The organism is Jatrophihabitans endophyticus (genome assembly GCF_900129455.1).
In the GTDB taxonomy this organism is placed as follows: Bacteria; Actinomycetota; Actinomycetes; order Mycobacteriales; family Jatrophihabitantaceae; genus Jatrophihabitans; species Jatrophihabitans endophyticus.
This window is the reverse complement of record NZ_FQVU01000003.1, coordinates 740460-761772: the sequence shown is the minus strand read 5'-3', so window position 1 is coordinate 761772 and position 21313 is coordinate 740460. Positions and strand designations below refer to the sequence as shown.

The following is a 21313-nucleotide window of genomic DNA, read 5'->3' as shown; positions in this document are numbered from 1 at the left end:
GACGACGATCCAGATGTTCCGGCGACCGAGATCGCTGTACTGACTGGCCGCGCGTCACCGACGCGAACTGGTTAGTGTTCCACCCTTGAGCAGCCCCCGTGAGACGTTCGCTCACGACGGGGCTTTGGACCGAACTCCGTAGACTTCGGCCGTGTGCTCCTTAGAAAGGAGGTGATCCAGCCGCACCTTCCGGTACGGCTACCTTGTTACGACTTCGTCCCAATCGCCAATCCCACCTTCGACGGCTCCCTCCACGAGGGTTGGGCCACCGGCTTCGGGTGTTACCGACTTTCGTGACGTGACGGGCGGTGTGTACAAGGCCCGGGAACGTATTCACCGCAGCGTTGCTGATCTGCGATTACTAGCGACTCCGACTTCATGGGGTCGAGTTGCAGACCCCAATCCGAACTGAGACCGGCTTTATGGGATTCGCTCCACCTCGCGGTATCGCAGCCCTTTGTACCGGCCATTGTAGCATGTGTGCAGCCCTGGACATAAGGGGCATGATGACTTGACGTCATCCCCACCTTCCTCCGAGTTGACCCCGGCAGTCTCCTATGAGTCCCCGACATTACTCGCTGGCAACATAGGACGAGGGTTGCGCTCGTTGCGGGACTTAACCCAACATCTCACGACACGAGCTGACGACAGCCATGCACCACCTGTGCAAGGCCCTTACGGACCCCGTATCTCTACGAGATTTCCCTGCATGTCAAGCCCAGGTAAGGTTCTTCGCGTTGCATCGAATTAAGCCACATGCTCCGCCGCTTGTGCGGGCCCCCGTCAATTCCTTTGAGTTTTAGCCTTGCGGCCGTACTCCCCAGGCGGGGCGCTTAATGCGTTAGCTGCGGCACAGACCACGTGGAATGTGGCCCACACCTAGCGCCCAACGTTTACGGCGTGGACTACCAGGGTATCTAATCCTGTTCGCTCCCCACGCTTTCGCTCCTCAGCGTCAATATCGGCCCAGAGACCCGCCTTCGCCACCGGTGTTCCTCCTGATATCTGCGCATTTCACCGCTACACCAGGAATTCCAGTCTCCCCTACCGAATTCTAGCTTGCCCGTATCGGCTGCAGGCCCGGGGTTGAGCCCCAGGTTTTCACAGCCGACGCGACAAGCCGCCTACGAGCTCTTTACGCCCAATAATTCCGGACAACGCTTGCACCCTACGTATTACCGCGGCTGCTGGCACGTAGTTGGCCGGTGCTTCTTCTGCTCCTACCGTCACTTTCGCTTCGTCGGAGCTGAAAGAGGTTTACAACCCGAAGGCCGTCATCCCTCACGCGGCGTCGCTGCATCAGGCTTTCGCCCATTGTGCAATATTCCCCACTGCTGCCTCCCGTAGGAGTCTGGGCCGTGTCTCAGTCCCAGTGTGGCCGGTCGCCCTCTCAGGCCGGCTACCCGTCGTCGCCTTGGTAGGCCGTTACCCCACCAACAAGCTGATAGGCCGCGGGCCCATCCCTAGCCAGTAAACCCTTTCCACTCCGGCAGATGCCTATCGGAGTCGTATCCGGTATTAGCCCCGGTTTCCCGGGGTTATCCCAGAGCTAGGGGCAGGTTGCCCACGTGTTACTCACCCGTTCGCCGCTAGGACATCCTCCCGAAGGAGGAGCCTCGCTCGACTTGCATGTGTTAAGCACGCCGCCAGCGTTCGTCCTGAGCCAGGATCAAACTCTCCGTGAATGTTTATTGACACCAGCTCGAGAGCTGGGATGTCGACACAGAAAGTCACCGTCTGACCGACGGTTTCAATCACTGGTCATACGAGCTGACTGTCCCCTGCCCGAGGGCAGGTGAACGGAATTATTTGCTCGATGTACCAAAGGAATCTCTTCCGCGGCCGGTCGAGACCGACCGCGAGACGAGAGTAAATAAATGGCACTAACTTTCGGCACGCTGTTGAGTTCTCAAGGAGCGGATGCGCACCGTCCGGCCTCTTCCGAAGCCTTCGGGGGCAACCCGAAAAACGCTACCCGGTTGGTTCCGCACAGTCAAACACGACCTGCACCACCCAGACTCCCACTTGGTCGGGGCGCAGATGAACTATCCTGCCTCGTGCTTGGGGGAACTCCGCCAGCCCGGCTCCACTCGCGGCCCTCGGCCTCTCGGCCCCGGCCCGCTCCGGTGTCTCCGTCGCGCTGACAAGAAGAACATTAGCCAGCGGCCCCGCCAACGTCAAATTCGCGGGTCAGACGCGTGTCGGCCTTGTTTTCCGGGGGTTTCCGGCGCGCTGCACCCCGATCCGATCGGCGTCACGGCGGTGCACACTTCTGTGACCTGGCGCACGACGGCTCAGATCAGCCGCGCCGCCCGCCGTTTGCCATTGGTCAGGACCCGCCCGACGAGCTCGGCGCGGGCGAGGTCGTAGCCCCGCTTAGGGACCGGCGTGCCGTCGATCTTCACCGCACCCGCGTCCACCGCGCGCCTGGCCTCGCTGCTGCTCGCCGCCAGACCCGCCGCGACGAGCACCGCCGGCAGGTGCGCCGGGTCGTCCGCGCCGAGCGCGTGCTCGGGCACGTCGCGCGGCACCTCGTGACGCCGGAAGACGGCATCGAAGCGCTGCTCGGCCGCCGCTGCCTCCTCGACGCCGTGGTAGAGCGCAACCACCTCGCGGGCCATCCGGCGCTTCGCGCGGTTGGCGCCCGCCCCACCCGCGGCGACCTCGGCCGCCAGCTCGTCCACATCGCGGGGATGCAGGTCGGTGCAGAGGCGGGCGTAGGTGCCGACGACTTCGTCGGGCACGCTCATCAGCTTGCCGAACTGCTCGGCGGCCGGCTCGGCGATGGCGACGTAGTTGCCGAGGGACTTGCCCATCTTCTCGACACCGTCGGTACCGACCAGCAACGGGACGGTCAGCACCGCCTGGGGCGCCTGGCCCCGGGAGCGTTGCAGTTCGCGTCCGACGAGGTTGTTGAAGGTCTGGTCGGTTCCGCCCAGCTCGATGTCGGCGCGGATCTCGACGGAGTCGATCCCCTGCAGCAGCGGGTACACGAACTCCGAGAGGCTGATCGGCTGGTTCGCCCCGAACCGGCGAGCGAAGTCGTCGCGTTCGAGCAACTGCGCCACCGTGACCTGCCGGGTGTAGCCCAGGATGTCGGCCAGGCTCATGACACCCAGCCAGTCGGCATTGTTGACGACCTCGGTGCGATCACGGTCCAGGATGCGCATCACCTGGTCGAAGTAGCCGCGGGCGTTGGCGACGACGTCGTCGGCCGACTGCGCCGCGCGGGTGGCCGTCCGCCCGGACGGGTCGCCCACCTGACCGGTGAATCCGCCGACGACGAGCACCGCTGTGTGCCCGAGGTCCTGGAACTGCCGCAGCTTGCGCAACACGACCGCGTGCCCCAGCGTGAGGTCCGTTCCGGACGGGTCGATCCCCAGCTTCACACGCAGTGGCCGGTCCTCGCGCCGCGCGGCCGACAGCCGTTCGGCCAGGCCGTCGGCCGGCAGGATCTGCGCGGCCCCCGACGCGAGGATGTCGTGCGCGTCGCGCAGGTCGGCGGGCAGCGCCGCGAGGGCCGTCGAGGTGTCACTCACGTCCGTCAGTCTGCCGCGTCGATGGCAGCGGTTTCCGGCCGCCCGCCTTGTACGCCGACACCGACGGCGCCCCCTCGAGCCAGAACCGCCACGGCCGCTCCACCGCTCGCGAGATCCCCACCCGCGGCCCGGCGCGCACCCCTGGGCGGCGCCGAACGGGCAGCGTCTCGAGCCGCACCGGCGAGCCCGGATCGCACAGGTCGACCCCGTTCACCGCCGCGGCGAGGCCGAGGCAGCTCGCCAGCCGGGCGGGGCCCCGGGCGAGATCGGTGTCGCGGCGGGACGCAGGACGCCGCGACCGCGCCGCGTCGACCCCCTCGACGACCTCTCCCGCGCGCACCAGGACGGCCGCCGCGACCCCGTCCGGCCCGCAGACGACGTTCGCACACCAGTGCATCCCGTAGCTGAAGTAGCAGTACAGATGGCCGGCGGGCCCGAACATGACCCGCGTACGGGGGGTCGGCCCACGGAAGGCGTGCGAGGCCGGGTCGTCGGCGCCCTCGTAGGCCTCGACCTCGGTCAGCCGCACCGCCACGCGCGCGCCGCCGATCTCGGAGGCGAGCAGCGCGCCCACCAGGCGGGGTGCCAGCACGCGCGCCGGGACGGCCAGCCGCGCGCGGTCGATCACCGCAGCGGACCCGCCGCGGACGTCGCCCACGACCGCTGCCGGTCGACGGTGACCGCGAGCGCGTCGAGCTGCTCGGCCACACGCTCGGGTGACGTGCCCCCCACGGCGGAGCGCGACGCGATGGACCCGGCCACCGTCAGCACCGACCGGACCTCGGGTCCCAGCTCGTCCGATATCGCCGCGAGGTCGTCGTCGGACAGCTCGGCGAGCTCGATGCCGCGGCCCTCGCACTCGCGCACGCAGGCCCCGGCCACCTCGTGCGCCACCCGGAACGGCACGCGCTGCCGGACGAGCCACTCCGCGACGTCGGTGGCGAGCGAGAACCCTTGCGGTGCCAGCGACTCGAGCCGCTCGGTGTCGAAGACCATCGTCGCGAGCATCCCGCTGACCGCGGGCAGGAGCAGCAGCAGGGTGTCGACGGCGTCGAAGACGGGTTCCTTGTCCTCCTGCAGGTCGCGGTTGTACGCGAGCGGAAGCGCCTTCAGGGTCGCCAGCAGGCCGGTGTGGTCGCCGATGAGCCGACCCGCCTTGCCGCGCGTCAACTCCGCGACGTCCGGGTTCTTCTTCTGCGGCATGATCGAGCTACCGGTCGAGTACGCGTCGTCGAGCGTGACGAAGGAGAACTCCTTCGTCGCCCAGAGGACGACCTCCTCGGCGATGCGGGAGAGGTCGACGGCGAGCATCGTCGTCGCGAACGAGAACTCCGCGACGACGTCACGCGACGCCGTGGCGTCTATCGAGTTCTCGCTCGGGCCGTCGAACCCGAGCTCGGCCGCCACCGCCGCGGGATCGAGGCCCAGCGACGAACCGGCGAGTGCGCCCGCGCCGTACGGACTGCGCGCGGCGCGAGCGTCCCAGTCACGCAGCCGGTCGACGTCACGGCTGAGGGCCCAGCAGTGCGCGAGCAGGTGATGCGACAGCAACACCGGCTGCGCGTGCTGCAGGTGGGTGCGGCCGGGCATCGCGACACCGAGGTGCGTCGTGGCCTGCGAGACGAGGGCGTCCACCACCTCGAGGATGCCGGCGGCGATGATTCGCGCTTGTTCGCGCAAATACATGCGGATGAGGGTGGCGATCTGGTCGTTGCGCGAACGTCCCGCTCGCAGCCGACCGCCCAGATCGGCGCCGACGCGCTCGACGAGACCCCGTTCGAGTGCGGTGTGGACGTCCTCGTCCGCGGCCACCGGCGTGAACTCCCCCGCCACGACGTCCTGTTCGAGCCGGTCGAGGCCGGCGAGCATCGCGGCGAGCTCGTCGGCGGTCAACAGGCCGGCCGCGTGCAGCACGCGCGCGTGCGCCCGCGAGCCCGCGATGTCGTGACGGGCGAGCCGCCAGTCGAAGTGGGTCGACAACGACAGCGCGGCCAGCGCGTCGGACGGGCCGCCGGCGAACCGCCCGCCCCACAGGCTCAGCGCTCCGCCGCCGGCGTCAGTCAACGCCGGACTCCAGGGCGGCGTGGTCCAGCGCGGTCTCGTCGACCGCACCGCCGTCCGCTCCCCCGCGCTCCGGGTACTCGGTGACGTGATGCGCCTCGCCGGCCGGGAGCGCGCCGAACAGCGTCCCGTGCTCCACCAGCACCTGCCCCTCGTCGAGGGGCTGGCTCGCGTACTGCTCGAGCTTCGCGCGGGAGTCGGCGATGTCGAGGTTGCGCATGGTCAGCTGCCCGATCCGGTCGCCCGGACCGAACGCGGCGTTCTCCGTCCGCTCCATCGACAGCTTGTCCGGGTGGTAGGACAGGCTCGGGCCACGGGTGTCGAGGACGGTGTAGTCCTCGCCGCGCCGCAGCCGCAAGCGCACCTCGCCGGTGACGAGGGAGGCGATCCACCGGTTGATCGACTCGCGCAGCATGAGCGACTGCGGGTCGAGCCAGCGGCCCTCGTACAGCAGCCGGCCGAGACGCCGACCCTCGCCGTGGTAGTTCGCCAGCGTGTCCTCGTTGTGGATGGCGTTGAGCAGCCGCTCGTAGGCGATCCAGAGCAGCGCCATGCCGGGGGCCTCGTAGATGCCCCGGGACTTCGCCTCGATGATCCGGTTCTCGATCTGGTCGGACATGCCCAGCCCGTGGCGGCCGCCGATCACGTTGGCCTCGTGCACCAGCTCGACCGGATCGGCGAAGTCGACACCGTTGAGCGCGACGGGGCGCCCGGCGGCGTAGCGGATCGTGACGTCCTCGGCGTCGATGGCGACGGCCGGGTCCCAGAACCGCACGCCCATGATCGGCTGGACCGTCTCCAGCGAGACGTCCAGGTGCTCCAGCGTCTTCGCCTCGTGCGTGGCGCCCCAGATGTTGGCGTCGGTGGAGTACGCCTTCTCCGAGCTGTCGCGGTAGGGCAGACCGTGCTCGGTGAGCCACTGGCTCATCTCGGCGCGGCCGCCCAGCTCGGTGACGAACTGCGCGTCCAACCACGGCTTGTAGACGCGCAGGTCGGGGTTGGCGAGCAGGCCGTAGCGGTAGAAGCGCTCGATGTCGTTGCCCTTGAACGTGGACCCGTCGCCCCAGATGTTGACCCCGTCGCTCTGCATGGCCCGGACGAGCAACGTGCCGGTGACGGCCCGGCCGAGCGGCGTGGTGTTGAAGTAGGCGCGTCCGCCGGACCGGATGTGGAAGGCACCGCACGTGAGCGCGGCGATGCCCTCCTCGACCAGCTCGCGGCGGCAGTCGACCGCTCGGGCGAGCTCGGCGCCGTAGTCGAGCGCGCGGGCCGGGACGCCGGAGATGTCGGGCTCGTCGTACTGGCCGATGTCGGCGGTGTAGGTGCACGGGACGGCACCCTTCGCGCGCATCCAGGCGACCGCCACGGACGTGTCGAGACCACCCGAGAAGGCGATGCCGACACGCTCGCCGACGGGCAGGGAACTCAGAACCTTGCTCACTTCGGGAACGTCCTTCAGATCGTGTGCGGGAGGGTCAGCAGATGGTCGGCCAGCGCGCGACCGCCGACCGGGTCGCGGGCGACCACCAGAATGGTGTCGTCCCCCGCGATCGTGCCGAGCACCTGGGGCAGCCCGGCGCGGTCGAGCGCCGACGCGAGGTACTGCGCCGCCCCGGGGAGGGTGCGCAGGACCACCAGGTTCGCGCTCGCCTCGACGCTGGTCAACATCTCGCCCACGAGGCGCGCGAGCCGCTGCGGTGGCGCGTCGCCGACACCGCGCGCCGTCAGCGGCGAGCCGTCCTCCGGGACCCGGTAGACCGGCAGGCCACCGTCGGGGGTCCGCAGCTTGACGGCACCCAGCTCGTCGAGGTCGCGCGACAGCGTGGCCTGGGTGACGTGCACGCCGGCGGCGTCCAGCAGCGCGGCGAGCTCGGCCTGCGAGCGGACCGGGTGCTCGCCGAGCACCTCGACTATCCGGGCGTGCCGCGCCGCCTTGGTGGTGACGGGCCGGTCGTTCACCGTCGACATCAGTGGCCCTCGAGCAGGAAGGCGAGCAGCGCCTTCTGGGCGTGCAACCGGTTCTCGGCCTCGTCCCACACGACGCTGCGCGGCCCGTCGATCACCTCGGCGGCGATCTCGCTGCCGCGGTAGGCGGGCAGGCAGTGCATGACGATCGCGTTCGCGTCGGCGCGGTCCAGGGCGGCCGCGTCGAGCGCGTACGGCACGAACGGCGCCTGCCGGTCGTCCTTCTCGTCCTCCTGCCCCATGGACACCCAGGTGTCCGTGGCGACGACGTCCGCGCCGTCCAGCGCCGCGTGCGGGTCGTCGGTGACCAGGACGCTGCCGCCCGTGGCGGCGGCGGTGCGCTCCGCGGCCGACACCACCGCCGGGTCGGGCAGGTACCCCGGCGGCCCGGCGACGCGGACGTGCAGTCCCGCCGTCGCTCCCCCGAGCAGGTAGGAGTTCGCCATGTTGTTCGCGGCGTCGCCGAGATACGCGAACGTCAGCCCGGCGAGCTGCTTCTTGTGCTCCCGGATCGTCTGCAGGTCGGCCAGGATCTGGCAGGGGTGGAACGAGTCGGTGAGCGCGTTGACGACCGGCACCGGGCTCAGCCCGGCCATCAACTCGATGCGGTCCTGGCCGTGCGTGCGCCACACGATCGCCGCCACCTGACGCGAGATCACGCGGGTGACGTCGGCGACCGACTCGCGCTCACCGATGCCGGCGAGCCGGCCGTCCACCGTGATCGGCTGGCCACCGAGCTCGCTGACGCCGACGGAGAAGGACAGCTGCGTGCGTAGCGTCGGCTTGTCGAAGATCAGCGCGACGCCGCGGGGGCCGGCCAGCGGCCGGCGGGCGAAGCGGTCGGCCTTGAGCTCGTCGGCGAGGTCCAGCACGGTCACCAGCTCGTCGGGCGTGAGGTCGTCGTCACGCAGGAAATGCCTAGGCACCGGTCGACACCCTCCCGGCCACGTCGGCCAGCGCCGCGGACAGCGTCGGCACGGCCTCGTCCACGTCGGCCTCGGTGAGGACGAGCGGCGGCGCGAGCCGCAACGCGTCCGGGCGGACGGCGTTGACGAGCAGACCGCGTTCGCGCGCGGCGACCTCGACCGCGGCGGCGTGCGCGCCCGTGAGTGCGACCGCCCGCCAGAGCCCGGTGCCCCGGACGTGGTCGACGAGCGGACTGTCGAGACCCGCGAGCCGGTCGGCCAGGTGCTCGCCGACCCGTTTCACGTCGTCGAGCAGGTGCTCGTCGGCGATCGTCGTCAGCACGGCCAGCGCCGCGGCGCACGACACCGGATTGCCCCCGAACGTGCTGCCGTGGTCACCCGGCCCGAACAGCTCGCCGGCGGTACCGACGGCGAGACAGGCCCCGATGGGCATACCGCCGCCCAGGCCCTTGGCGAGGGTGACGACGTCAGGCCGGACGCCCTCGGCCTGGCTCGCGAACCAGTGGCCGGTCCGGCCGATCCCGCTCTGCACCTCGTCCACGATCAGCAGCGCGCCACTCGCGTCGCAGCTCTCGCGTGCCGCGGCCAGGAAGCCGGCCGGCGGTGGCACCACGCCACCCTCGCCCAGCGTCGGCTCGACGATCACGGCGGCGGTGTCGGGCCCCACGGCGGCGCGGAGGGCGGCGACGTCGCCGTAGTCGACGAACGTGACGGGGCCGGGCAACGGCGCGAAGGGGTCGCGTTTGGCCGCGTTCCCGGTGACCGACAGCGCGCCCATCGTGCGGCCGTGGAAGCTCGCGTGGCAGGACACGATCGCGCCGCCCGGACGGTGCCGGCGGGCGAGCTTCAGCGCGCACTCGTTGGCCTCGGCCCCGCTGTTGGCGAAGAACACCCGCGCGGGCAGGCCCAGCAGGCCGACCAGCCGTTCGGCGAGCCGGATGCCCGGCTCGTGCATCGCGAGGTTGGACGTGTGGACGAGGCGGCCGACCTGCTCGGTGACGGCGGCGACCACGGCGGGGTGAGCGTGCCCCAGCGACGAGACCGCGATGCCGCCGACGAGGTCGAGGTAGCGGTTTCCGTCGACGTCCCACACCCGGACGCCCTCACCGCGGTCCAACGCGATCGGCGGCGTGCCGTAGTTGTCCATCATGACGGCCTGCCAGCGCGCGGCCGCGGCCGCGGTGTGCTCGCCGGGCGACGTCGGCTCGGTGGTGCTCATGCCGGTCCTTCCTTGCTCGGTACGACCATGGTTCCGACCCCGCTGCTGGTGAAGATCTCGAGCAGCAGCGCGTGCTCGACACGCCCGTCCAGGACGTGGGCGCGGGGCACGCCCCCCTCGACCGCCCGCAGGCAGGCCTCCATCTTCGGGACCATCCCGCTGGCCAGCCCGGGGAGCAGCTCCGCGAGCGCCTCGGTGTCGATCTCGCTCACGACCTCGGTGCTCGCCGGCCAGTCCGCGTAGAGGCCTTCGACGTCGGTCAGGACGATGAGCTTCTCCGCGTCTAGGCCCACCGCGACGGCCGCCGCGGCGGTATCGGCGTTCACGTTGTAGGTCAAGCCGTCCGCGCCGCGTGCCACGGTGGCGATGACGGGGATGCGGCCGGCGTCGATGAGCGCATGGACGGCCGAGGCGTCGACCGCGACCACGTCGCCGACCTGACCGATGTCGACCTCGACGCCGTCGACCACGGCGTGCCGTCGTTCGGCCGTCAGCAGGCTGGCGTCCTCGCCGGACAGGCCGATGGCGAAGCTGCCGTGGTCGTTGAGCAGGTTGACGATGTCGGCGTTGACGTCGCCGGTGAGGACCATGCGCACGATGCGCACCATCTCCGGCGTCGTCACCCGCAGGCCGCCGCGGAACTCCGACTCGATGCCCAGTCGCGCGAGGTGGGCGGTGATCTGCGGGCCGCCGCCGTGCACGATCACCGGTTTCAGGCCGGCGAAGCGCAGGAACATGACGTCCTCGGCGAAGGCCTGCTGGAGCTCGGGGCTCGTCATCGCGTTGCCGCCGTACTTCACCACGATGATCTTGTCGTGGAACCGGGACAGCCATGGCAGTGCGTCGACGAGCGTGGCTGCCTGCTCCTTGGCGCGTTCGGTGTCGCGGTTCGTGCCGCTCGGGTGGGTCATGTGGAGTAGGCCGAGTTCTCTTCGACGTAGGCGTGGGAGAGGTCGTTGGTCCAGATCGTCGCGGTCTGCTCGCCGGCGTGCAGGTCGACCAGGATGTGCACGTCGCGACCGCCCAGGTCGACGCCAGAGCGATCGTCGCCCGCGGCGCCGCCGCGACACACCTGGACGCCGTTGATCGCGACATCGAGGCGGTCCGGTTCGAACGCCGCGTCGGTGGTGCCCACCGCGGCCAGCACCCGGCCCCAGTTCGGGTCGTTGCCGAACAGCGCGCACTTGAGCAGATTGTTCCTGGCGATGGAACGACCCACCTCGACGGCGTCGTCCTCGTCGGCGGCACCGACGACCTCGACCCGGACCTCCTTCGTCGCGCCCTCGGCGTCGGCGATGAGCTGGGCACACAGACCGGCACAGACGTCGCGGACGGCAGCTGCGAGCTCGCCCGGGCCTGCCTCGACGCCCGACGCACCACTGGCCATAGCGACCACGGTGTCGTTGGTGGACATGCAGCCGTCGGCGTCGACACGGTCGAAGGTGACGCGCGTCGCGGCGGCCAGCGCCGCCTGCAGGCTGCCGGCGTCGGTGACCGCGTCGGTCGTGATCACGCAGAGCATGGTCGCGAGCCCGGGCGCGAGCATGCCCGCGCCCTTCGCCATGCCGCCGACGGTGAAGCCGTTGCTGGTCGTGACGACCTGCTTCGCGCGGGTGTCCGTGGTGCGGATGGCCTCGGCCGCCTCGCTGCCACCGACGGCGGACAGCGACTGCGCCGCGTCGTCGACGCCCGCGAGCAGCAGCGGCATGGGGAGCCGGTCCCCGATGAGACCGGTCGAGCAGACCGCGACGTCGACCGCGCTGATCCCGAGAACCTGCGCGACGTGCTCGGCCGTGCGATGCGTGTCGGCGAAGCCCTCGGGACCGGTGCACGCGTTGGCACCGCCCGAGTTCAGCACCACGGCCTGCAACCGGCCGTCGCGCACCGCCTGCCGCGACCACAGCACGGGCGCGGCCTGCACCCGGTTGCGCGTGAAGACGGCGGCGGCGTCGGTCCGCGGGCCGTCGTTCACCACCAGGGCGACGTCGGGCGCCCCCGACGCCTTGAGGCCGGCGGTGACGCCCGCGGCCCGGAACCCCTTGGGCGAGGTCACGCTCACGGGGCGATCCCGTCGACGGGCAGGCCCGCGGTCTCGTCCAGGTGCAGCATGAGGTTGGCGAGCTGCACGGCCTGGCCGGCGGCGCCCTTGCCGAGGTTGTCCAGCGCGCTCGTGACGAGGATGCGTCCCGAGTCCTCGTCGACCGCGGCCTGCAGCTGCACGCTGTTCGAGCCGGTCGTGGCCGAGGTGCGCGGCTGGCGGCCCTCGGGGAGCACACGCACGAACGGCTCCCCCGCGTAGGCGTCGGCGAGCACGGCCCGGACGTCGGCGGCGCCGGTCGCGGACACCGGCCGCAGCGCGACGGTCGCGAGGATGCCGCGGGGCATCGGGGCGAGGACGGGAACGAACGTCAGCGTCCGCACCCCCGTGGCCTGCTTGATCTCGGGAGCGTGACGGTGGGCGCCGACCTTGTACGCGGTGAGGTCGCCCATGACCTCGCTCCCCAGCAACCGCACGGCGGGCGAGCGCCCGGCGCCGGAGGTTCCGCTCGTCGACGTGACGACCACGTCGTCCGGGGAGGCCACGCCCGCGGCGAGCAACGGCGCGATCGCGAGGATGGACGCCGCGGCGTGGCAGCCGGTGTTCGCGACCCGTTCGGCCGCGGCGATCGCCGCACGCTGACCGGGGAGCTCGGGCAGACCGTACGTCCACGCCGGCGCGAAATCGCCGTCGTAGTAGCGCGCGTACGCCGCCGGGTCGGTGAGCCGGTGGTCGGAGCCGAGGTCGACGACCTTGACGCCAGGGGGCAGCTGCGCGGCGAGGCCCGCGGACGCCCCGTGCGGCAGCGCGAGGAAGAGCAGGTCGACGTCGGCGAGGGCCTCGGGGGTGGTCTCGACGAAGACCCGGTCGGCCAGCGAGCGCAGGTGGGGATGGACGTCCCCGACCCGCTGGCCGGCGTTCGCGTGCGCGCTGACGGCGACGACGTCGAGGTCCGGGTGAGCGGCCAGCAGGCGCAGCAACTCGCCCCCGGCGTAGCCGCTGGCACCCGCGACGGCGATGCGATGTCCCATGCGCAGAATTATGCACTAGTCAGCAATTCTATACACAGCGGGGTGGGACAGGATGGTCAGGTGAGTCCCGGAGCCGACCCCCGCAGCGTCGTCGCGCGCATCGGCGAGCTCGAGGCCGCGGCGCGGACGGCGCTGTCGCGCCGGGTCGTCGACTACGTCGCCGGCGGCGCGGGTGAGGAGATCGCGCTCGGCGAGGCGGTCGACGCCTGGCGCCGCTACCGGTTCGCGCCGCACGCCCTGCGCGACGTGACGGGCGTCGACGCCGGCGTCGACCTGTTCGGCCGGCACTTCCCGTCGCCGGTCGGCGTGGCGCCGGTCGGGTACGCGCGACTGCTGCATCCGGACGGGGAGTCCGCGCTCGCCGCGGGCGCCGGCGACCACCTGTTCGTGCTGTCGGCGCGCTCGGACGCCGCCGTGGCGGACGTCGCGGCCGCCCGCGGCACGGCACCGTGGTGGTACCAGGTGTACGTCACCGCCGACCGCGCCGTCGGCGAAGGCGAGGCGGCGCGCGCGGTGGCGGCCGGAGCGACCGCGCTGGTGCTCACCGCGGACACCCCCTACGTGGCGGCCAAGGCCAGGCAGGGGCGGCTGCGCACCGTCGCCCCCGGCGCCGACCAGGCCCCCGCGACGCTCGCCGACCTTCGGCGGCTCACCGGCCACGGCCTGCCCGTGCTCGTCAAAGGCGTGCTGCGCGGCGACGACGCGCGCCGGTTCCTCGACGCCGGCGCGGCCGGGCTCGTGGTGAGCAACCACGGTGGCCGGCAGCTCGATCGCACCGTCGCCACCGCCGACGCGCTGCCCGAGGTCGTCGCAGCGGCCGGTCGGGCGCCGGTGCTGGTGGACGGCGGCCTGCGCTCCGGGCACGACGTGCTGGTGGCGCTGGCGCTCGGCGCGGCCGCGGTGCTGACCGGGCGCCCGCCGGCGTGGGCGCTCGCGGCCGGAGGCGGTCCCGGGGTCGACGCGCTGCTGACGGCGTGGAGCGCCGAGGTCGCCCACGTGCTCGGGCTCGCCGGATGCCGGACACCGGCCGACGTCACGCCCGATCTCGTGCGCCGCGGTTGACCCGATGGACCGGGCGCGCACACGCATCGTTCACACGACCGATGGCCCGGGAGAACGCGGATGCGGTAGGACGGAGGCCATGCGCATCCGTCCGCGTCCCACCCGACCCCTCGCCGTCGCCATCACCGCCGCGCTGACCGTCGCCGGGCTGCTGCCGGCCGTCCCCGCCACCGCGGCCACGGACCGGCACCACGACCATCGCAGCTGCCCACCCGCGGCCCGCGCGCTCGGGTACAGCGACGCGCTCGACAAGCTCGACGTCGACGGCGCCCGAGTCGGCGGCCTCTCGTCGCTGGCCTACGACCGCCGCCGGCACGCGTGGGCGGCCACCGTCGACAACCACGCCGACGATCCCGCGCGTATCTGGTTCTTCCGCGATCTCGCCCACCCCCGCATCGTCGGCGCGCCGCTCGTCCTGCGGTCGGCGGACGGCACGCCGTACACCGGCGTCACCGCCGACGACGAGGGCCTCGCCGTCCTGCCCGACGGCGACTACCTCGTGAGCTCCGAGACCGAGCCGTCGATCCGGGTGTTCGGCCGCGACGGCGGGCAGCGCGCGACGCTGCCCGTGCCGGCCCGTTTCCGCGTCGCCCCGGCCGGCGAGGCGACGGCCAACGCGACGCTCGAGGCGCTGACGATCAGCCCGTCCGGCCGGCGGGTCGTGGCGGCCATGGAGGGGGCGCTCTCGGGCGACCTCGGCGCGGACGGCGACGCCACCGCGCACCGCTTCCTGGTCTACGACGCCGACCGGCACGGCCGCTGGTCGCTCACCCGCCAGGTCGCCTACCGGACCGAACCGGGTCAGCGGATACCCGAGGTCGCGGCCGTGGACGACGACCGGCTCGTCGTCGAGGAGGCGTCCTACGACCCCGCCACCGGCAACGCGGTGAGCCTGTTCGCGGTGAGCGGGCTGCGGTCCGCCCGCGACGTGTCGCGGGTCGCGAACCTGTCGACGGTGCCGCGGGCCGCGCTGCGCAAGACCCTGGTCGCCGACGTCGTCCGGTGCCCGCCCCTCGGCGCGACGGCGAAGCAACCGCAGACGAACCCGTTGCTCGACAACTACGAGGGCATGGCCGTCACCACGCCGCCGCGGCGCGGCAGGACCGGCGTGAGCCTCGTCAGTGACGACAACTTCGGCGCGACGCAGGTGACCCGCGTGCTGAACCTCGTGGTCGACCTGCCGCGCCGCGGGTCGCGTCACTGACGCCGGACCCGTGGTGACGGTCGAGGCCGACGCCGCCTTCGTCACGACGGTGCGCCGTCGGCTGCACGAGCTCGCAGAACCGGCGCGTGCCCCGCAGATGCGGGCGTACATGAAGTCGTCGATGCCCTTCCTCGGGGTACGCGTGCCGCAGGTCCGCGCGGTCGTCCGGGCCGAGGCCCGCGAGCAGCCGCCGGGCTCGCCGACGCAGCTCGTCGCGACGGTGCTCGCGCTGTGGCGGTCGGCCGAGTTCCGCGAGGAGCGATACGCGGCCACCGCGCTGCTCGGCGCGCCGTCGACCAGGTCGTTGCGCCGGCCCGAGCACGTCACCGTGCTCGAGGAGCTGATCGTCGCCGGCGCGTGGTGGGACCACGTGGACGAGCTGTCGCATCGCGTCGGCGACCTGCTGCGCGAGTTCCCCGACGCCGTGCGGCCGGCGGTGGTGCGCTGGCAGACCGAGCCCGACCGCTGGCTACGCCGGTCGTCGATCATCTGCCAGCTCGGCTGCCGCGACCGCACCGACCTCGACCTGCTGGTCGCCGCCGTCGACGCGAACGCCGCGGACCCCGACTTCTTCCTCCGCAAGGCGATCGGCTGGGCGCTGCGCGAGTACGCGCGGACCGATCCGGACTGGGTCCGGGCGTTCGTCGCGTCCCGATCGCTCAGCGCGCTGTCGCGGCGCGAGGCGTTGAAACACCTCGGCTGACGCCGGGTCAGCGCAGCCGCGCGCCGTGCCGTTCGACGGCGGCGGTCACCGCGGCGTCGCGGGCGGCCGTGGCCTCCTCCACCGTGAGCGTCCGGTCGGGCGCGCGGAAGCGCAGCGCGAACGTCACCGACCGCAGGCCGGCGCCGAGCCGCTCGGCGTCGGTGTAGACGGCGAACGGCCGGACCGATTCGAGCAGCGGCCCCGCGGCCTCCCGGATGGTGTCGCGGAGCGCCGCCGCGGCCACGTCGTCGCCGACGACGAGGGCGACGTCCAGCAGCACCGGCGGGTAGCCCGAGATCTCCGGCGCGGCCGGCGGTCCCGGCTCCGCCAACGCGTCGAGGTCGAGCTCGACGGCGCACGTGCGCTCGGGCAGGCCGAGCGCGGCCACCACCCGCGGGTGCAGCTCGCCGGCGTGGCCGATCGTGACGTCGTCGAGGACGAGCTCGGCGCAGCGGCCGGGGTGCCAGGGCGCGTGCTCGGTGGCGCGCACCCCGAGCTCGACGCGGGCCGCCCGCGCGACCACGCGGGCGAACTCCACGGCATCGGCCCAGTCGGCCGCACGCTCCGGGCCCCACCAGCCGCGCGGCTGCGCGTTGCCGGTGAGCACGGCGGCGACGTGCCGCGGCTGATCGGGCAGCACGGCGTCGAGCGCGGCGATCTCGGCGTCGCTCGGACGCGCCGCGATGCCCGGCAGCGTCGGCGGTTCCCCCGCCGGTCGCGGCAGGAAGACGAGTCCCGTCTCGAAGACGGCGAGGTCGCGCGTCCCGCGGCCGAGGTTGCGCGCGACGACGCCCAGCAGGCCGGGCAGCAGCGACGTCCGCAGCTCCGGCTCGTCGTCCGAGAGCGGGTTGGCGAGACGCACGGCCGAGCGCCGCGGGTCGTCGCCGGCGAGCCCGAACGCGTCGTGCACCGACGGCGCCACGAACGGGTACGCGAGCACCTCGGTGTACCCGGCCGCGGCCGCGGCACGCGACACGGCGCGGTGCAGGCGCTGCCGGCCGGTGAGGCCACGCCCGGCGGGCGCGGCCGGCAGCACCGAGGGCAGCCGGTCGTAACCGGCGAGGCGGACGACCTCCTCGACCAGGTCGGCGGGCACGAGCAGGTCGGGTCGCCAGGACGGCGGCTGCACCTGCAGAACGTCACCGTCATCGGTGACCGTGCACCCGACCGCGTCGAGATGTGACACGACCGCGTCGCGCGGGATGGGCATGCCGGCGGTCCGCTCCGGACGGTGCGCGTCCATCGCGATCCGCGCCGGCGGGGCGACCTCGCCGACGACGGTGTAGCCGTCGACCGGCGTCGCGCCGCCGTGCGCCACCAGCAGCCGGACGCACCGCTCCAGCGCGGTGCCCGCGATCTCGGGGTCGACGCCGCGTTCGAAGCGGCGGGCGGCCTCGCTGGGCAGCCGGTGGCGGCGCACCGTGCGCGCGACGACCTCCGGGATCCAGGTCGCGGCCTCGAGCACCACCGCCGACGACGTGGCGCCGATCTCGGTGGACGCGCCGCCCATGACGCCGGCGAGCGCGATCGGGCCCGACTCGTCGGTGACCACGACGTCCTCCGCGGCGAGCGTGCGGACGACGTCGTCGAGCGTCGTGAGCCTCTCCCCCGCCTCGGCCCGGCGGACCCCGACGGGTCCGCTGAGCCGGTCCCGGTCGAAGGCGTGCAGCGGCTGCCCGGTCTCGAGCATGACGTAGTTGGTGACGTCGACGGCGAGCGAGATCGAGCGGATGCCGCACTGGCGCAGCCGGGTGACCATCCAGTCCGGCGACGGGGCGGCCGGATCGAGACCGGTGACGGCGCGCGCCGAGAACCGCCGGCACACGTCCGTCTCGTCGACGTGGACGTCGTACGCACCACCGTCGGGCGCGGGCAGCGGCAGCGTCACGTCGCGGAACGGCACGCCGAGCGCGGCCGCCGCCTCGCGCGCCAGACCGCGGATCGACATCGTGTAGCCGCGATCGGTCGTCACCGCGACGTCGAGGACGGCGTCGGTCAGCCCGAGCAGCGGCAGCGGGTCGTCACCGGGCTGCGCGCTGGCCGCCGGCAGCACGAGGATGCCGTCGTGGTCCTCGCCGATACCGAGCTCGCGGACGGAGCAGATCATGCCGTCGGAGACGTGGCCGTACGTCTTGCGCGCGGAGATGGCGAAGCCGCCGGGCAGCACCGCACCCGGCAGCGAGACCACGACGAGGTCGTCCGGGGCGAAGTTGTGCGCACCGCAGACGATGCCGCGTGGCTCGCCGTCGGCGTTGTGCACGCCGACGTCGACCTGGCACCAGCGGATCGTCTTGCCGTTCTTCTGCGACTCGTCGACGAAGGACAGCACGCGGCCGACGACGATCGGTCCGGACAGGGCGTCCGCGCCCGACTCGACGCCCTCGACCTCCATGCCGATGCGCACCAGCGCGTCCGCGAGGCCCCGGGGAGTGATCTCCGCGGGAAGATCGACGTATTCGGCGAGCCAGCTGACAGGGGCCTTCACGACTCGACTCCGAACGCCTGGGTGAAGCGGACGTCGCCCTCGACGATGTCGCGCATGTCCGCGACCCCGCTGCGGAACATCAGCGTGCGCTCGATGCCCATGCCGAACGCGAATCCGCTGTAGCGCTCGGGGTCGATGCCGCACGCCGTCAGCACACGGGGGTCGACCATGCCGCACCCACCCCATTCGATCCAGCCCTCGCTGCTGCACGTCCGGCACGGCCGGTCGGGGTTGCCGACGGACTCGCCACGACACACGAAGCAGACGAGGTCCATCTCGGCGCTCGGCTCGGTGAACGGGAAGTAGTGCGGTCGCAGCCGGGTGACGATGCCCGGGCCGAACATCGCCTCGGCCATGTGGTCGAGCGTGCCCTTGAGGTGGGCCATGGTGAGGCCCTCGTCGACGGCGAGCCCTTCGACCTGGTGGAAGACGGGCGTGTGCGTCGCGTCCAGCTCGTCGGTGCGGAACACCTTTCCGGGGCACACGACGTAGATCGGCGGCCGCTGTTCGAGCATCGTGCGGATCTGCACCGGGGACGTCTGCGTGCGCAGCACGACGCCGGAGCCCGCCGACCCCACCCAGAACGTGTCGCTGAGGTCGCGCGACGGGTGCTCGGGCGGCGTGTTCAGGGCGTCGAAGTTGAACCACGCCCCCTCGGCCTCTGGCCCTTCGGCGATCTCCCACCCCATCGCGACGAAGACGTCGCCCACGAGCTCCTGCACCGTGGTGAGCGGGTGCCGGGCGCCGCTGCGCTGCCGGTCGGTGGGCAGCGTGACGTCGACGGCCTCGTCGACGAGCACGCGCGCGTCGCGTTCGGCCTCGAGCTCGACCTGGCGCGCGGCCAGCGCCTTGCGCACCGCGCCGCGGGCGGGGCCGAGCCGCTTTCCGGCGGCCGAGCGGGCGGCCGGGGGCAGGGCGCCGATCTCGCGGTTGGCGAGGGCGAGGGGCGAGCGGTCACCGTCGTGGGCGAGACCGGCGGTCTTGAGCTCGTCGAGCGACCGTGCGGCGGCGAATGCCGCGACGGCGTCGGCGACGTTGGCGTCGACCGTCTCCTGCTGCAGGGCGGCGACCTCGACCGGGTCGAAGTTCTGGCTGGTCATCGTTCGATCTCTCGTCGTCGGGCGTGAACGGCGCGCCGACGAGGCGTCGTCAGGCGCGCGGACGGAGAGCGGCCGCCAGCCGCGCGGCAAACATCGCGGGACGCGACGATCCGGTGGCGGGCACGGACTCACCCTAGCGCGCCGCCGAGTGGCCGGCCCCGGCGGCGAGGGCGGCGTACCGGCCGGCGTCGGCGAGCAGCGTCTCGTGGGTTCCCCGCTCGACGATGCGGCCGTGGTCGACGACCGCGATCTGGTCGGCGTCGTGCACGGTCGAGAGCCGGTGCGCGATGGTGATCGTCGTCCGTCCCTCGGCCAGCGCGTCGAAGGCCTGTTGCACGGCCCGTTCGGTCTCGTTGTCGAGCGCGCTCGTCGCCTCGTCCAGTACCAGCACACGCGGGTTGCGCAGCAGCGTGCGGGCGATGGCGAGGCGCTGCTTCTCGCCGCCGGAGAAGCGGTGCCCACGCGAGCCGACCATCGTGTCGTAGCCGTCGGGCAGGCCGGCGAGCAGCTCGTGGATCTGCGCGGCACCGGCGGCGGCCTCGATCTCGGCGTCGGTCGCGTCCGGCTTGGCGTAGCGCAGGTTCTCGCGCACGGTCGCGTGCAGCAGGTACGTCTCCTGGCTCACCACGCCGACGAGGGCGGCGACGTCGGCGAGGCGCAGGACGCGCAGGTCGACACCGTCGATCGTCACCCGGCCGCCGGTGGGGTCCTGCAGCCGGGCGACGAGGCCGGCCAGGGTGCTCTTGCCCGAGCCGGTCTCGCCGACGAGGGCGAGCGTGCTGCCGGCCGGGACGTCGAGGTCGACGCCGGCGACGGCGGCGACGTCGCTACCCGGGTAGTGAAAGGTCACCGACTCGAAGCGCACGTGCCCGGGCGCGTGCGCGGTGTCGACCGTGACCGGCGCGGCCGGGTCGGCGACGTCGACGGGCAGGTCGAGGTACTCGAAGATGCGGGCGAACAGGGCGAGCGAGCTGGTGATGGTGACGCCGACGTCCAGCAGCCCCATGAGCGGCATGAACAGCCCGCTCTGCAGCGTGGTGAAGGCGATGATCGTCCCGATGCTCATCGAGCCGGCCGTCACGGGCAGGCCGGCGCCGAGGTAGATCAGGGCGGGGATGGCCGCGAACAGCACGCGCATGACGGCCATGCGCCAGCGGCCGGCGAGCTCCGAGCGCAGCTCGAGGTCGATGAGGCGGGCGGACGACGCGGTGAAGCGCTCGATCAGTGCGGGGCCGGTGCCCATGGTCTTGGCGAGCTGCACGCCGCTGATGGACAGCCCCTCGTCGATGGTGACGTTGAGGTCGGCGAGCTCGGCCTGCCGGCGGGCGGTGACCTCGCGGCGCATGCGCGCGACGCGGCGGGTCAGCAGTATTGCCGGCGGCATGACGACCAGCGTGATCAGCGACAGCCGCCACGACAGCGCCACCATCGCGACGGCGGTGGCGACCACGGTCGTGAGGTTGGCCGCGACGGACGTCGCGGTCGAGGTGACGACCGACTGCATGCCGCCGATGTCGTTGGTGATGCGCGACTGCACCTCGCCGGTGCGCGTACGCGTGAAGAAGGCCATGGACTGACGCTGGAGGTGGGCGAAGACGCCGGTGCGCAGGGCGTGCATCACCTGCTGGCCGACCCGGGTGCTGATCCAGGTCTGCACGACGCCCAGCACGGCGGTGACGGCGGGGACGGCGACCATGCCGGCGGCGAGCCAGCAGAGCAGGGTGACGTCCTGGTGCGGCAGGGCGACGTCGATGACCTCGCGCAGCAGGAACGGCGAGGCCATGCCGAGGACGGCGGCGACGACGATGATCGTGGTGACGACAGCGAGCTGCGGTCGGTAGGGGACGAAGAGACGGCCGATCCGGCGCAGCGACACGTCGCGGGCCTGGGCCTTCTCGAGGGCGGAGGACTTGCGGGCGGGACCACCGGGGCGGCCACCGCCGAACTGGGGGCTGGTCATACGCAGCCGACCTTTCGTCG

16 protein-coding genes and 1 rRNA gene are annotated in these 21313 nt (G+C 72.3%); 3 read left to right on the top strand and 14 right to left on the bottom strand.

Going from position 1 to position 21313, the window contains the following annotated elements; all coding sequences use genetic code 11:
* Positions 1-164: 164 nt before the first annotated feature.
* The 11 genes from BUE29_RS13770 to argC form a co-directional block, all read right to left on the bottom strand.
* Positions 165-1685: ribosomal RNA gene (locus tag BUE29_RS13770) — 16S ribosomal RNA — on the bottom strand.
* A gap of 609 nt (positions 1686-2294) precedes the next feature.
* The gene (tyrS, locus tag BUE29_RS13765) at positions 2295-3539 is read right to left on the bottom strand and encodes a tyrosine--tRNA ligase (RefSeq protein WP_200800184.1); all 1245 of its coding nucleotides are present in this window, start codon (positions 3537-3539) and stop codon (positions 2295-2297) included.
* Positions 3532-4197, bottom strand: coding sequence for a DNA-3-methyladenine glycosylase (locus tag BUE29_RS13760; protein WP_234971447.1), 666 nt, complete (start codon positions 4195-4197; stop codon positions 3532-3534). The genes tyrS and BUE29_RS13760 overlap by 8 nt, the downstream gene beginning before the upstream one ends.
* The gene (argH, locus tag BUE29_RS13755) at positions 4164-5603 is read right to left on the bottom strand and encodes an argininosuccinate lyase (RefSeq protein ID WP_073390863.1); all 1440 of its coding nucleotides are present in this window, start codon (positions 5601-5603) and stop codon (positions 4164-4166) included. Before argH ends, BUE29_RS13760 begins: the two co-directional genes overlap by 34 nt.
* A complete protein-coding gene (gene argG, locus BUE29_RS13750) occupies positions 5596-7041 on the bottom strand; it encodes an argininosuccinate synthase (RefSeq protein ID WP_073390862.1) in 1446 nt (481 codons plus the stop codon). The genes argH and argG overlap by 8 nt, the downstream gene beginning before the upstream one ends.
* A gap of 14 nt (positions 7042-7055) precedes the next feature.
* Positions 7056-7568 (bottom strand): arginine repressor, encoded by a 513-nt coding sequence (locus BUE29_RS13745; RefSeq protein WP_073390861.1) that lies wholly within the window; start codon positions 7566-7568, stop codon positions 7056-7058.
* Positions 7568-8491, bottom strand: a complete 924-nt coding sequence (gene argF, locus BUE29_RS13740; RefSeq protein WP_073390860.1) for an ornithine carbamoyltransferase — start codon at positions 8489-8491, stop codon at positions 7568-7570. The genes BUE29_RS13745 and argF overlap by 1 nt, the downstream gene beginning before the upstream one ends.
* Positions 8484-9710 (bottom strand): acetylornithine transaminase, encoded by a 1227-nt coding sequence (locus BUE29_RS13735; RefSeq protein ID WP_073390859.1) that lies wholly within the window; start codon positions 9708-9710, stop codon positions 8484-8486. Before BUE29_RS13735 ends, argF begins: the two co-directional genes overlap by 8 nt.
* Entirely contained in the window at positions 9707-10621 is a 915-nt protein-coding gene (gene argB / locus BUE29_RS13730) for an acetylglutamate kinase (RefSeq protein WP_073390858.1), read from the bottom strand. The genes BUE29_RS13735 and argB overlap by 4 nt, the downstream gene beginning before the upstream one ends.
* On the bottom strand, positions 10618-11769 hold the full coding sequence (argJ, locus tag BUE29_RS13725) for a bifunctional glutamate N-acetyltransferase/amino-acid acetyltransferase ArgJ (RefSeq protein WP_073390857.1): 1152 nt from the start codon (positions 11767-11769) through the stop codon (positions 10618-10620). Before argJ ends, argB begins: the two co-directional genes overlap by 4 nt.
* Positions 11766-12779, bottom strand: coding sequence for an N-acetyl-gamma-glutamyl-phosphate reductase (argC, locus tag BUE29_RS13720; RefSeq protein ID WP_073390856.1), 1014 nt, complete (start codon positions 12777-12779; stop codon positions 11766-11768). Before argC ends, argJ begins: the two co-directional genes overlap by 4 nt.
* 60 nt (positions 12780-12839) lie before the next feature.
* Between argC and BUE29_RS13715 the strand changes: the two genes are divergently transcribed.
* From BUE29_RS13715 to BUE29_RS13705, 3 genes are all read left to right on the top strand, one after another.
* Positions 12840-13841: an alpha-hydroxy acid oxidase gene (locus tag BUE29_RS13715; RefSeq protein WP_200800183.1), complete on the top strand. Its 1002-nt coding sequence runs from the start codon at positions 12840-12842 to the stop codon at positions 13839-13841.
* Positions 13842-13920: 79 nt separating this feature from the next.
* A complete protein-coding gene (locus tag BUE29_RS13710; RefSeq protein WP_073390855.1) occupies positions 13921-15045 on the top strand; it encodes an esterase-like activity of phytase family protein in 1125 nt (374 codons plus the stop codon).
* 13 nt (positions 15046-15058) lie between these two features.
* Complete coding sequence (locus BUE29_RS13705; RefSeq protein WP_073391169.1) at positions 15059-15748, top strand: DNA alkylation repair protein; 690 nt, start codon at positions 15059-15061, stop codon at positions 15746-15748.
* A gap of 7 nt (positions 15749-15755) precedes the next feature.
* On the opposite strand, the gene pheT is transcribed toward BUE29_RS13705, so the two are convergent.
* From pheT to BUE29_RS13690, 3 genes are all read right to left on the bottom strand, one after another.
* Positions 15756-18233: a phenylalanine--tRNA ligase subunit beta gene (pheT, locus tag BUE29_RS13700; RefSeq protein ID WP_073390854.1), complete on the bottom strand. Its 2478-nt coding sequence runs from the start codon at positions 18231-18233 to the stop codon at positions 15756-15758.
* Entirely contained in the window at positions 18230-19333 is a 1104-nt protein-coding gene (pheS, locus tag BUE29_RS13695; RefSeq protein WP_073390853.1) for a phenylalanine--tRNA ligase subunit alpha, read from the bottom strand. Before pheS ends, pheT begins: the two co-directional genes overlap by 4 nt.
* 133 nt (positions 19334-19466) lie before the next feature.
* The gene (locus BUE29_RS13690; RefSeq protein WP_073390852.1) at positions 19467-21293 is read right to left on the bottom strand and encodes an ABC transporter ATP-binding protein; all 1827 of its coding nucleotides are present in this window, start codon (positions 21291-21293) and stop codon (positions 19467-19469) included.
* Positions 21294-21313 lie beyond the last annotated feature (20 nt).